Here is a 12,544-nt window from a genome sequence, read left to right on the forward strand (position 1 = left end):
CTGCACCCGCCCGCCCACCAGGATGCCGCCCTCGGCGTCCACTTGCAGATGCAGCACATTGGGCCGCGCCAGCGCCGCCCCCTGCTCCACCCGCCACTGCAAGGGCCCCAGGCCGTTGAGCGCGCACCAGCCGCCCAGATTGGCGCAGGCCGATCCGGTGCCGGGATCTTCCAACACCGCGCCCTGCTGTTCGAAAAACAGCCGCACGGTGGCAACGCCGCCGTCCTCGTGCCACAGGTAGGCGACGCTGCGCCCCGGCCTCAAGGCGGCGTCGCGCAGCAGCAAAGCGTGCACCGGCCGGGCGCGCAACACCGCGCCGGCGCTGGCGGCGCGAACCAGCAATTGTTCGCTGCCCGTGTCCACCCATACCGGCTCCAGCGCGATGTCCTCCTCGTCCAGCCCCAGCATCGCCGCGGCCTGAGCGCGGCTGAGGCCGGCGGCGCGCGCGCTCGGCGGGTTCGCCCTCAAGGTGTAAACGCCGTCGCTGTGGAGAATGGGAATCAGGCCGGCATTGGTGCGCAATGTGAAGCGGGAATCCAACTCGCCGCGCCAGTGCAGCGCCGCCGCAGCGCCCAGGGTGGGATGGCCGGCGAAGGGCAGCTCCTGGCTAGGCGTGAAGATGCGCAAGCGCGCCGCCGCTTCGCCGTCCGGAAACAGGAATACGGTTTCCGACAGATTCATCTGTCTGGCCAGGAGCTGCATCTCGCGCTCGTCCAGCCCGCTGGCGTCGGTGAACACCGCCAGCGGATTGCCGCCGAAGCGCTCCTCGGCGAACACATTGACCAATTCGAACGAATACCCGCTCATGCCCCCTCCTGGAATCGATGACACGCCGCGGCGGCCAGTTTCTCTTCCACGCCGACCAAGCGCTCGGCCAGGGATTTCCTGGCCGGCGCCGCCGCCAAGGACTGCCGCAAGCGCCGCTGTTGAAGCTCCAGACCATGACAGCGGCGGCGCGCTTTGTCCAGTTCCCGCGCCTGCGTGTTCTCGGCGCGGCTGCGTTGCGCCTGGCGCCGTCTGGCCTCGCGCGCCTCGTCGGCGGCCCAACGCCGGCTTTGGACCTGGGACTCGGCCACGCCTCGACGCTGGCGCTCGTCTTGCTCCACCACGCTCAACGGCGGCGGTCGGAACGCTTCCGCCGCGCCGCCGTCGGCGCAGGCCCGGTCGCGATAGGCCAATCCGCCTTCCGCGTCCCGACATTTGTAAACCTGGGCCCAGGCCAGGCCCGGCAGCAATAACAGCAGCGCGATCCGGATGCTCATACGACCTCCGCAAAGGGAATGAACGATCCGGATAGTTAACATGAAAAAAGGCGGCCTGGGCCGCCTTGTGGTCTGTCATTTGGAGCAGTTGCTGCTCAGAACCTGTTTACGATCTCGCGAGCTAAGGCGAGACAAGGCGAAAACGGCTGAAAAAGCGGAATGTACACACGGTACATGAGCATTTTGAAGACGTTTTCAACGCCGTATCGCTGACGCGCAGCAGATCGTAAGCAGGTTTAGAGCACCAGAACCGCTTCCGCTTCCACCAGCACGCCCTTGGGCAGGCTGGCCACGCCGACGGCGGCGCGCGCCGGGAAGGGCTGGCTGAAGTACTGGCCCATGATTTCGTTGAAGGTGGCGAAATTGGACAGGTCGGTCAGATAGGCGTTGAGCTTGACGATCTGGTCCAGGCTGCCGCCGGCGGCTTCGCACACGGCCTTCATGTTCTTGAACACTTGATGGGTTTCAGCGGCGAAACCGCCTTCCACCACGTTCATGGTAGCCGGGTCCAGCGGGATCTGGCCGGACAGGTAAACGGTGTTGCCGGCTTTCACGGCTTGCGAGTAAGCGCCGATGGCGGCCGGAGCCTTGTCGGTATGGATGATTTCCTTAGCCATTATTCATCTCCTTCTTTCAGGAACAGGGTTAATAAATCATTGAGGAAACGCTGGCCCTTGAGCGTGGGCCGCAACATCACGGCGTCGCGCGCTATCAGGCCTTGCGCCTCGGCTTGCGTCAAGGCGGATTGTATGCCGGACAGCGGCAGACCGGTGCGCTCTTGGAACAAACGCCATTCGAAGCCTTCGGTCAGCCTCAGCAGGTTCATCATGAATTCGAAGGGCAGTTCTTCGCGCGTCACCTTGCGGCTGCTTTGCAAGGGCTTGCCCTCGGCCACCGCTTTCAGATAGGCGGCAGGCTGCTTGTGACGCATCTGGCGGACGATGCCCGCGTGGCTGCTGATCTTGCCGTGGGCGCCGGCGCCGATGCCGATATAGTCGCCGAACTGCCAGTAGTTGAGATTGTGCCGCGCGCGGCGGCCCGGCCGTGCGAAGGCCGAGGTCTCGTAATGTTCGAAGCCGGCGGCGGCGAGCCGCGCTTCGATCGCCTCCTGCATATCGGCGGACACTTCGTCGTCCGGCAGATTGCGCGGCGTCTCTACGGCAAACAGGGTGTTGGGCTCTATCGTCAGGTGATAGGCGGACAGATGAGTAATCCCATAGGACAGCGCGGTGTCCAGATCGGCCAGCGCTTCATCCAGGGTCTGCCCCGGCAACGCGTACATCAGGTCCAGATTGACGTTGTCGAAGTGGCTGAGCGCGATGTCGATGGCGCGGCGCGCCTCCTCGCCGTCATGGATGCGGCCCAGCGCCTGCAAATGCGCCGGCTTGAAGCTCTGGATGCCGATGGACAGCCGGTTGATGCCGGCCTCGCGGTAGCCGCGGAAACGCTCGGCCTCGAAAGTGCCGGGGTTGGCTTCCATGGTGATTTCCGCATCCGGCTGCAGACGCATGCGCGCGCGCACGCCGGCCAGCAGCGCGTCCATCGCCTGCGGCGAGAACAGGCTGGGCGTGCCGCCGCCCATGAAGATGCTGGTCAAGGGACGGCCCCAGACTTCCGGCAGGCTGAACTCCAGATCGCGCAGCAAGGCGTCGACATAGGCCATCTCGTCGAAACCGCTCTTGGGCTCGTGCGAATTGAAGTCGCAATACGGGCACTTGCGCACGCACCACGGGAAATGGATGTACAGCGACAGCGGCGGCAGCTCGTTCAAACCGACTTGGCCACCCCGCCCAAGCGCGGACAGCGAGATCTTGGTCACTTGCACGTCGCGGCTCCTCGCTGCGCCGACGCCTTGCCGGCGCTAAACGGACGGACCGGCGTCATGCCAGCGCGCGCAGCTTGGCCAGCAGCGCCTGCATCGCCTGGCCGCGATGACTGACGCGGTTTTTCTCCGCCGCGTCCAGCTCGGCCACGCTACAGCCGTGTTGCGGCAACCAGAAATGCGGGTCGTAGCCGAAGCCGCCGGCGCCGGCTGCCTCGTCTTTCACCTCGCCGAACCACATGCCGTCGGCCACCAGCGGCTGCGGGTCATCGGCGTGGCGCACCAAGACCAGCACGCAGTAATACCAGGCGCGGCGGTTGGCCTCGCCTTGCAGCGCCGCCACCAGCTTGGCGTTGTTGGCGGCGTCGGACTTGGGCTCGCCGGCGTAGCGGGCCGAATACACGCCCGGCGCGCCGGACAGCGCCTCCACGCAGATGCCGGAGTCGTCGGCCAGCGCCGGCAAGCCGCTCACGCGGCTGGCGTGACGCGCTTTTTCCAGCGCGTTTTCCAGGAAGGTGTGGTGCGGTTCCGGACATTCCGGCACCTGCAGCTCCACCTGCGGAATCACTTGTATGCCCAGCGGCGCCAGCAGCGAGGAGAATTCCTTCAGCTTGCCGGCGTTGTTGCTGGCCATCACTAATTTGTCGAACATGAGAACTCCATCCAATGCGACGCAGCCCCGACGATGCCGGGGCTGCGGACATAAGTATAAGAACTTATTCAAAGTCTCGCGAGCAAGAGCGAGACAAGGCGAAAACGGCTGAGAAAGCGGAATGTACACGTGGTGCATGAGCATTTCGAAGCGGTACTCACCGTGCCACGTTTCACGACGCGCAGCAGACTTTGCTCAAAACAAGCTTAACGGCTGACCTTCACTTCCGTCCACATCCGCGCCAGCGAGCGCCGCTCCGCCGGCGTCAGTTCGCGTAGCACCGTCCATTTCTTGACGGTGTCCGGCGTCGGATCGATCACCGGATGGGCCTTCAGATCCGCGCGGAAGAAGGGCTCGGCGGTCTTGACCGGATTGGTGGCGCCGTTGAGATTGGTCAGTTGGGCGGCGTTCTTGCCGTCCAGCATGAAGTTGATGAACTGATGCGCCAGGTCCGGGCGTTTGGCGCTGGCCAGGACCGCCATGGTGTCCACGCCCAGCTCATTGCCTTCCTTCTGCGCCACATTGGCGATGCGGAAGCGGCGCTTGGCCTGCCGCGCGTCCTCGGCGGCCTGGAAGAACTCGGTGGAATAGCCCAGCGACACCCAGATATTGCCCACCGCCAGCTCTTTCAGATAACTGGCGTTGGAGAAGGTGGCCCAGTAAGGCTTGGCCTGCTTGATCACCGCCTGCGCCGCACGATAATCGGCCTGGCTGGCGGTGTTGGGGTTCTTGCCCAGGTAGAACAGCGCGGCGGCGAACACCTCGCGCGAGCTGTCCAGCACCGTGACCTTGCCCTTGATCTTCTGCAGCACCTTGGGATCGAAGATCACCGACCAGCTGTGCGGGTCGATGCCCAGTTTCTGCAGACGCTCCGCGTTGTAGCCGACCGAAGTCAGCGACAGCACCGTGGGCACGGTGTAGCGGTTGCCCGGATCGTAGCTTTGGGACAAATAGGCCGGGTCTACATTCTTCAGATTCGGCAATTTGGCGTGATCCAGCGGCCGCAGCAGCTTCTGCTTGCTCATCGCCTCGATCACGAAGCTGGACGGAAACACCATATCGTAGCCCTTGGCCCCGGCCGCCAGCTTGGCCAGCATTTCCTCATTGTCGCCGTAGTAATTCTGCACCACGCGGCAATCACAGCTTTTCTCGAACTGGCGGAGGATGGCGTCCGACAAAGAGCCGCTCCAGTTATAGATGTGCAAGACATCCTTGGGTCCGGCCCAGACGGCGGACGACAGGAAGAAGGACAAGAGGACAAGCTTCAGCGATTTCAATTCAGGTTCACCTCCAGACGGCCATGACCAGCATGGCGAACAGAAAAGGCGGCAAGCCGCCATGGCGGGCTCCCCTTGGGAAGTCCCGCGACTTGGAACCTGTTCACGATCCGCAGCGCTTCGCGGGAGCTGACGCGGCGTCGAGACGCTCTTGCGCCACTCGCGGCTTCCGCCTTGTCTCGCGCTTGCTCCTTGGATCGTCAACACGTTCTTAATATGGCGGCGTCGGGCCCTGCCTCAGCAAGAACAGCGCTCTCGCCTTGCTACAGCAGACTCCGGCGCCGCAAATCCGTTCCTGGCCGCGGCGGCCAGGCGGTTTATTCTGTTGATTCCGCGCGGCGGGCGGCGCCCAGCGTCGCTTCCAAAGCCTGTTGCAGCAGACGCTCGTCGGCGCCGTCCAGCAGTTTGGCGTCGGACAGCATGCGCCGCCAGTTTCTCGCGCCGGGAATGCCCTGGAACAGGCCCAGGATGTGGCGGGCGATATTGCGCGTCTTGTGGCCCTCGGCCAGGCGCGCCGCCACATAGGGCATCATCGCGGCCACCACCTGTTCGCGCTCCGGCGCGGCGCCGGCGCCGTAGTAGCGCTGGTCCCAATCGGCCATCAGCCAGGGATTGTGGTAGGCCTCGCGCCCCACCATCACGCCGTCCACATGGCGCAGATGCTCGTCGATCTCGGCCTGGCTTTTAACGCCGCCGTTGATCAGGATTTCCAGATCCGGGCGTTCCCGCTTCAGCCGGTAGACGTAATCGTACTTCAAGGGGGGGATTTCGCGGTTTTCCTTGGGACTCAGGCCTTTGAGAATGGCGTTGCGCGCATGGACGATGAAAGTGCGGCAGCCGGCGTCCGCCACTTGCTCGACGAAGTCGCGCAGGTAATCGTAATGCTCGATGCGATCGATGCCGATGCGGTGCTTGACCGTCACGTCGATGGACACCGCGTCGCGCATCGCCTTGACGCAGTCGGCCACCAGTTGCGGCTCGGCCATCAGGCAGGCGCCGAAAGCGCCTTTCTGCACCCGTTCCGACGGGCAGCCCACGTTCAGATTGACCTCATCGTAGCCCCACTCCGCCGCCAGCTTGGCGCAACGCGCCAGCTCCGCCGGCTCGCTGCCGCCCAGTTGCAGCGCCAGCGGGTGCTCCGCCTCGTCGAAGCGCAGATGGCGTTCGACGTCGCCGTGCAGCAGCGCACCGGTGGTGACCATTTCGGTGTAGAGCCAGGCATGCCGGGTGATCTGACGCGCGAAATAGCGGTAGTGACGGTCGGTCCAATCCAGCATGGGCGCCACCGACAGGCGGCGCGGCGGCAGGCCGCCGCTCTCCTGAACCCTAGAATGCTTCACTCCGCTGTCCTGCATCGTATCCCTATCCACCCGAAAGCCAATCGCCGCCCAGCGTCGGCGGCCTGCCGGCTCGTCATCGCGCTTAGCGTTTGAAAAAAGGCATGAATTATCCTCCCGCACCCGAGCAGGGGTCAAGTATTTAGACAAAAACGCCGAGCAATCAAGGGGATATGGCGATTAAGATCCGGCGATTCTCTCCCGCAGGCAACTTTTTCAAAAATTGAATTTCATAAGGTTTAGCCTCGACGGCCGCTTCTTCGCGCCGAACGCGCCCTGGCAGGGGCGTCCGACGCGCAATCCATTACTAACAAAAACCATTCACAAATGAATATATTCACAAAGAGAGATCCCAGCCTCCACGGCTGTCCGCAGGTCCGGCCTCCCCGCCGGACCTGCGTCGCCAGCGGCAAGACGGGCCTGCCCGCCATTCCGGATGTTTCCACTTCAGCACAAGGTTGAACCATGTCCAAACCACTTTCCCTGCGCCTACCGGCGCTGATGCTGTTACCAGCGCTGCTGAGCGGCTGCCTTGAGCAGCCCAGCGTCGAACAGCAAGCCGCGCGCATCGTCGAACAGATGAGCGTCCGCGAGAAGATCGGCCAGAAAATCATGATGGCCTTCCGTTACTGGTGCCCGGACGATCAGCCCGCCTGCACCGCCGGCATGACCGAACTGCCGGACGCCGCCAGCCGCGCGCTGCGCGACAACGCCATCGGCGGCGTGATTCTGTTCGCCAACAATCTGAGCGATTTGCAGCAAACCCGCCGCCTGTCCGAGCAGATCCGCCGGGCGCGGCCGCAAAACAGCCCGGTCAGCCTGTTGATCGGTTCTGACCAGGAGGGCGGCAATGTCTTCCGCTTGCCGCGCCCGTTGGCCACCAGCTTCCCCGGCAATATGGCGCTGGGCGCCGCCTATCAGGCGACGCGGGACAGCGGCCTGGCCCGCGACTCCGGACGCGTGCTGGCCGCCGAGATCCGCGCCGTCGGCTTCAACGTCAACTTTGCGCCGGACGTGGACGTCAACAGCAATCCGCTCAATCCGGTCATCAATGTCCGCGCCTACGGCGACGACCCGGCCACCATCAGCCTGCTGGGCCAGGCCACGACGCAAGGCATGCGCGAGCAAGGCGTGATCGGCTCCTTCAAACACTTCCCCGGCCACGGCGACACCGCCACCGACTCCCATTACGGCCTGCCCGTGGTCAACAAATCCCGCGCCGACGCCTACGCCATCGACCTAGCGCCCTACCGCCAAGCCATCGCCTCCGGCCAGCCGCCGGAGATGATCATGACCGCCCACATCCAGTACCCGGCGCTGGACAGCAGCCAAATCACCGCCCGCAACGGCGAACGCATGATCGCGCCGGCGACGATGTCGCGCAAAATCCAGCACGATCTGCTGCGCGGCGAGATGCGCTATCAGGGCGTCACCGTCACCGACGCGCTGGACATGAAGGGCATCAGCGATTTCTTCGAGCAGGCCGACGCGGTGATCAAGGTGTTCCAGGCCGATGTGGACATCGCGCTGATGCCCACCGAGTTCCGCACCGCCGCGCAGGCCGGCCGGCTGCGTCAATTGATAGACCAGGTGGCCGCCGCGGTGGCGGACGGGCGAATAGACCGCGCCGAACTGGACCGCTCGGTGCGGCGCATCGTGGCGATGAAGCTGCGCAACGAAGTCACCCCGGCCGGCGAGGCCAAGCCGCTGCCGGCGCTGAGCACCATAGGCGGCGCGGAGCATCGCGCGGTGGAGGACAAGATCACCCGGCAATCCATCACCCTGCTGCGCAATCAGGGTGCGGCGCTGCCGCTGCGCTCGCCCAGCCAGCGCATCTTCATCCTGACGCCCTGGGGCGAACAGGCCGAGGCGATGCGCCGTCGCTTCGATGAAAAAGGCTATCGCCAGGTCAGCGGCGCCAAATTGAGCGCCACGCCGTGGGAAGCGCAGAAACAGGCGATCGATCAGGCCGACGTGGTCGTCATCGGCACCCTGGCCACCGGCGTCAGCCCGGTGGAACGCAACGGCGACCCCAACGCGCCGGCCATCGCGCCGCGGATGAAGCGCAGCCTGCAGGCCGAGCCGTCGCCGGCCGCCGGCAACGGCTCCCTGGTCTTCAATGTGGCGGAAGACCTGCCCGCGCTCCGGACCCGCTTCGCCCGCAGCCTGTCCGCGCCGCCGCTCAGCGAGGCGCAGCAAATGCGCAATGCGATGGAATACGCCAAGCGGCAAGGCAAGAAGCTGATCCACGTGACCCTGCGCGCGCCTTACGACGTGATCAATTACGACGATCTGGCCGACGCCACGCTGGCCACCTACGCCTACTACGGCTATGAGAACGGCCTGCGCGGGCCCTCCATGCCGGCGCTGGTGGACGTGATGCTGGGCGCGAACCCGCCCGGCGGCAAGCTGCCGGTGGCCATCCACGCGCTGGACGAAAACGGCCAGCCGGGCGCGTTGCGTTACGCGCGCGGTTTTGGGCTGAGCTTCTGACGAAGTATCGCTCTTCTTAACCATCCTCCTGCGCACCGCGGCCCTCCGGCCGCGGTGTTTTCTTTTGTCCCTGCGGCGGGCGGCTCCGCCGCTCCAAGGCATTCACATTGAAATAGACACAATTTATACTGTATGAATATTTTGTGCGCTGCAGTATCATGAGCTTGAACCGACGGCTGAAGACGCCCGCACAACAGGGCCGCAAGCCGCGCGGAACCGGGCTACCCTCAAATAAGAAAGCAAGCGCATGGCCATAGAATCCAACGCCGTCCTACCGGACTTCGCCGCGTGGAGCATGTCCAAGGACTTTCCCAGCGGTCATCAAGTCGGCCGCCACCAACACCGCGAAGGCCAGCTGATTTTCGCCGTCTCCGGCGTGATGGAGCTGTCCACCGCCGACGGCCTGTGGCTGGTGCCGCCGCAGCGCGGCGTCTGGATGCCGCCCGCGGTGGAACACAGCATGCGCGCCCGCGGCACGGTGTCGCTACGCACCCTGTACATTCAATCCCCGCACTATCTGGCGCAATTGCCGCGCCACTCCAAAGCCATCGCCATTTCGCCGCTGATGCGGGAACTCATCATCCGCCTGATGCGCACGCGCGGCATTCCCCACGCAGATCAAAAAGAAGGCCGCTTGCTGGACTTGCTGATCGACGAAATCGAATGGTCGGGGGAAACGGCCTTGCCGCTGCCTCCGCTGAGCGATCAGCGTTTGCAGCGGGTGTGCTCGGCGATTCTGGCCAATCCCGGCGACCGGCGCGGGCTTAACGAATGGGCGGAACTGGTGGGCGCCTCCAGCCGCACGCTGGCGCGGCTGTTCCAGCAGGAGCTGGGCGTGTCTTACCTGTACTGGCGCCAGCAAGTGTGCGCGATCTCGGCGCTGCCGCGGCTGGGCGCCGGCGAGCCGGTGACCCTGATCGCCTCCGATCTGGGTTATGAAACGCCCGGCGCGTTTTCCTCCATGTTCCGCCGCATCATGAACGCGGCCCCCAGCCAGTACTTCTCCTGATCCCATCCGCGGTTCAAAGCCCAGCCGACAAAAGCGAGGCTTTGAACCGTCTCTTTTCCGCCCCGCGGACCCGCGCGCCGACACGACTTTGCCGCAGCGCAGCATGATTGTCCGTTTTGAAGCAGCAATTGTCCGCTTGCAAGAAGCCTGAACCAAACCGTTTCAATATGATAAATGGCTATTGAAACCGCCGTCTGGCCAGCTGACCATGTCCCATCCCCACTACGACGCCAAACGCTATTGGCTGCTGATTCTGGCCGCCACCTTTTTGTTCGGCTCCACCTTTCCCACCTCCAAGATCGTGTTGTCGGAAATGCCGCCCTTGTGGGCCGCGGTGGCGCGTTTCACCGCCGCCGCCGCCGGCATCGTGCCCATTCTGCTGTGGCAGCGCTTCCGCTATCCGCGCGCCTTCGTCCGCCCTCGCCCCTGGGGCGTGCTGGCCTTGATCGGCCTGTTGCAGACCGCCGGATCGATGGGCTTTCTCAATATCGGGCTGCGCAGCACCACCCCGGCCAAGGCCGCCATCCTGATGGCCTGCACCCCGCTGATCGTGGCCTTGATGTCGCGGCTGGCGCTGAAGGAAAAAATCCACCCTCTGGCCGCCGTCGGCCTGGTCCTGGCCTTCTTCGGCGTCGCCGTCTGCATCGGCCTGAACAAGCTGGACGGCTTCGGCGCCGGCGACGCGCTGGTGCTGTGCGGCGCGGCCTGCTGGGCGGCGTCCACGCTGGTGATCAAGGGCAGCCGCATCGTGATCAACGTCTGGGCGCTGACCTTCTGGCAGATGCTGGTGGGTTCGGCCTGCCTGGCGCTGCTGGCCTGGGCCGGCGGCGAAGTCCCGACACTGCCTCACAGCGAGCGGGTGCTGGCCGCCTTCTTGTGGCTGGCGCTGCCGGCCACCACCGGCGCGATGGCGCTGTGGTTCATGGCGCTGGACCTGGGCGGCGCGGTGCGCACCAGCGGTTTCCTGTTTCTGTCCCCGCTGTTCGCCACCCTGATTTCCTTCGCCGCCTTCGGCTATTCGCTGTCGCTGCATGAGCTGATCGGCGGCGTGCTGATCGGCGTCGGCATTTATCTGGTGTCCAAGCGCCCGGACGCCGCCGCGCAGCCGCAAACCGCCCCCGTCGGCGACAAGATCTGAACACCGCAGCTTTTTCCTCTTTCATTCACATGAGCGTTCCCACCATGCAAAAACTCATCATCACCGCCGCCGTCAACGGCGGCATCACCAGCCGGCAGAAACATCCCGGCGTGCCGTTTTCGCCGGAAGAAATCGCCCAGGCCGCCTATGAATGCTGGAACGCCGGCGCCTCGGTGGTCCACATCCACGCCCGCAACCCGGACGGCACGCCCAGCTACGACGCGGACATCTACGGCGATATCGTCCGCCGCATCCGCGAACGCTGCGACATCCTGATCAATCTGAGCACCTCCGGCCTCAATCTGCCGCCGCAGCTGGAGAAGAAGGAAGCCTGGAACCATCTGTCCTTCCGTCCGGACATCGCCTCCTTCAACTGCGGCTCGGTCAACCACGGCAGCAAGCCCTTCATCAATCCGCCTGAACTGGCCCGCGCGCTGGCGCTGGACATCCGCGAATACCGCGCCAAGCCGGAGATCGAGGTCTATCACCAGGGCATCATCGGCGAGGCGCTGAAACTGCAGGAAGACGGCTATCTGAGCGGCCCGCTGTGCTTCAGCTTCGCCATGGGCATACAGGGCGGCGCGGCCGCCACCTGCAAAAACCTGCTGCATTTCGTCGAAAGCATTCCGCAGGACAGCGTGTGGTCGGCACTGGGCATAGGCAAACACCAGCTGGCGATCAATCTGCACACCCTGCTGCTGGGCGGCCATGTGCGCACCGGCCTGGAAGACAACGTCTATTACCGCTACGGCGAACTGGCCCGAGACAACGCCCAATTGGTGGAGCGCCTGGCGCGCCTGGCCGGCGAAGTCGGCCGCGAGATCGCCTCCCCCGCCGAAGCCAAGCAGATTCTGGGCATCCACTAAAGGACACACTACATGAGCACGATCAATCCCAATCCGCATAAAGAACACGGCCTGGAAATCTACGGCGCGCCGCTGAACCAGGCCAAACTCGCCGTGGTGCTGCTCCACGGCCGCCGCCAGAGCGCCCAGGACGCCTACAAGAACGGCGAGGCCATCGGCCTGGCCGACGTCGCCTACATTCTGCCCATCGCCAAGGACCGCACCTGGTATCCGCACAGCTTCATGGCGCCGCTGGAGAGCAATCAGCCCTCGCTGGACCAGGCGCTGGACTGCGTCGAGGCCACCATAGAGGAACTGCGCGGCTACGGCTTCGCCGACAGCCGGATCGTGTTGATGGGCTTCTCCCAGGGCGCTTGCCTGGCCGCCGAATTCATCTATCGCCGCCCACGCCCGATAGGCGGGCTGATCGCCTTCTCCGGCGGCCTGTTCGGCCCCGACGAGTCTGCCTGGGGCGCGCCGACCGCGGCGCTGGACTTCCCTGCCTTCTTCGGCACCAGCGACAGCGACAGCTGGATGCCGCTGGAGCGCATCGAACGCAGCGCCGAGGCCTTCCGCCGCGCCGGCGCCGAGGTGGATTTCCGCGTTTATCCGGACATGCCCCACCACGTTTGCGCCGACGAGATCGACGCCGCGCGCGATTTGCTGTCCGCGCTGTTGCAACCGCAAACCAGCTTGAGCTGAGAGGAGA

12 protein-coding genes are annotated in these 12,544 nt (G+C 64.7%); 5 read left to right on the top strand and 7 right to left on the bottom strand.

Annotated elements, in window-relative coordinates; translation table 11 throughout:
- The 7 genes from HA052_RS16160 to dusA all read right to left on the bottom strand — a co-directional run.
- Positions 1 to 807: PhzF family phenazine biosynthesis protein (locus HA052_RS16160; protein ID WP_166452661.1), on the bottom strand; the 807-nt coding region annotated here is incomplete at its 3' end.
- Entirely contained in the window at positions 804 to 1,262 is a 459-nt protein-coding gene (locus HA052_RS16165) for a DUF4124 domain-containing protein (protein WP_166452662.1), read from the bottom strand. The genes HA052_RS16165 and HA052_RS16160, both read right to left, overlap by 4 nt.
- 236 nt (positions 1,263 to 1,498) lie before the next feature.
- Complete coding sequence (gene ridA, locus HA052_RS16170) at positions 1,499 to 1,879, bottom strand: RidA family protein (protein ID WP_043642167.1); 381 nt, start codon at positions 1,877 to 1,879, stop codon at positions 1,499 to 1,501.
- Positions 1,879 to 3,087 carry a radical SAM family heme chaperone HemW gene (hemW, locus tag HA052_RS16175; RefSeq protein WP_166452663.1) on the bottom strand — a complete coding sequence of 403 codons (1,209 nt, stop codon included), beginning with the start codon at positions 3,085 to 3,087 and terminating at the stop codon, positions 1,879 to 1,881. The genes ridA and hemW overlap by 1 nt, the downstream gene beginning before the upstream one ends.
- A gap of 55 nt (positions 3,088 to 3,142) precedes the next feature.
- On the bottom strand, positions 3,143 to 3,736 hold the full coding sequence (gene rdgB, locus HA052_RS16180; protein ID WP_166452664.1) for an RdgB/HAM1 family non-canonical purine NTP pyrophosphatase: 594 nt from the start codon (positions 3,734 to 3,736) through the stop codon (positions 3,143 to 3,145).
- Between the two features lie 206 nt (positions 3,737 to 3,942).
- A complete protein-coding gene (locus HA052_RS16185) occupies positions 3,943 to 5,013 on the bottom strand; it encodes an ABC transporter substrate-binding protein (RefSeq protein ID WP_240937387.1) in 1,071 nt (356 codons plus the stop codon).
- 317 nt (positions 5,014 to 5,330) lie between these two features.
- Positions 5,331 to 6,353, bottom strand: coding sequence for a tRNA dihydrouridine(20/20a) synthase DusA (gene dusA, locus HA052_RS16190; RefSeq protein WP_346774565.1), 1,023 nt, complete (start codon positions 6,351 to 6,353; stop codon positions 5,331 to 5,333).
- 462 nt (positions 6,354 to 6,815) lie between these two features.
- Between dusA and HA052_RS16195 the strand changes: the two genes are divergently transcribed.
- From HA052_RS16195 to HA052_RS16215, 5 genes are all read left to right on the top strand, one after another.
- Positions 6,816 to 8,843: a glycoside hydrolase family 3 protein gene (locus HA052_RS16195; protein ID WP_166452667.1), complete on the top strand. Its 2,028-nt coding sequence runs from the start codon at positions 6,816 to 6,818 to the stop codon at positions 8,841 to 8,843.
- A 247-nt stretch (positions 8,844 to 9,090) separates the two neighbouring features.
- Positions 9,091 to 9,852 (top strand): AraC family transcriptional regulator, encoded by a 762-nt coding sequence (locus HA052_RS16200; protein WP_206118926.1) that lies wholly within the window; start codon positions 9,091 to 9,093, stop codon positions 9,850 to 9,852.
- A 208-nt stretch (positions 9,853 to 10,060) separates the two neighbouring features.
- Positions 10,061 to 10,990, top strand: coding sequence for a DMT family transporter (locus tag HA052_RS16205; protein WP_166452668.1), 930 nt, complete (start codon positions 10,061 to 10,063; stop codon positions 10,988 to 10,990).
- Positions 10,991 to 11,034: 44 nt separating this feature from the next.
- Complete coding sequence (locus tag HA052_RS16210) at positions 11,035 to 11,856, top strand: beta-keto acid cleavage family enzyme (protein ID WP_048415426.1); 822 nt, start codon at positions 11,035 to 11,037, stop codon at positions 11,854 to 11,856.
- Positions 11,857 to 11,868: 12 nt separating this feature from the next.
- Complete coding sequence (locus HA052_RS16215; protein ID WP_166452669.1) at positions 11,869 to 12,537, top strand: alpha/beta hydrolase; 669 nt, start codon at positions 11,869 to 11,871, stop codon at positions 12,535 to 12,537.
- Positions 12,538 to 12,544: the final 7 nt, after the last annotated feature.

Source organism: Chromobacterium fluminis (assembly GCF_011602385.1).
GTDB classification, from domain to species: domain Bacteria; phylum Pseudomonadota; class Gammaproteobacteria; order Burkholderiales; family Chromobacteriaceae; genus Chromobacterium; species Chromobacterium fluminis.

Bases quoted from the DNA above. Each gene is read 5' to 3' on its own strand.
- HA052_RS16165 (WP_166452662.1), bottom strand. From the start codon at position 1,262: ATGAGCATCCGGATCGCGCTGCTGTTATTGCTGCCGGGCCTGGCCTGG.
- ridA (WP_043642167.1), bottom strand. From the start codon at position 1,879: ATGGCTAAGGAAATCATCCATACCGACAAGGCTCCGGCCGCCATCGGC.
- rdgB (WP_166452664.1), bottom strand. From the start codon at position 3,736: ATGTTCGACAAATTAGTGATGGCCAGCAACAACGCCGGCAAGCTGAAG.
- HA052_RS16195 (WP_166452667.1), top strand. From the start codon at position 6,816: ATGTCCAAACCACTTTCCCTGCGCCTACCGGCGCTGATGCTGTTACCA.
- HA052_RS16200 (WP_206118926.1), top strand. From the start codon at position 9,091: ATGGCCATAGAATCCAACGCCGTCCTACCGGACTTCGCCGCGTGGAGC.
- HA052_RS16205 (WP_166452668.1), top strand. From the start codon at position 10,061: ATGTCCCATCCCCACTACGACGCCAAACGCTATTGGCTGCTGATTCTG.
- HA052_RS16210 (WP_048415426.1), top strand. From the start codon at position 11,035: ATGCAAAAACTCATCATCACCGCCGCCGTCAACGGCGGCATCACCAGC.
- HA052_RS16215 (WP_166452669.1), top strand. From the start codon at position 11,869: ATGAGCACGATCAATCCCAATCCGCATAAAGAACACGGCCTGGAAATC.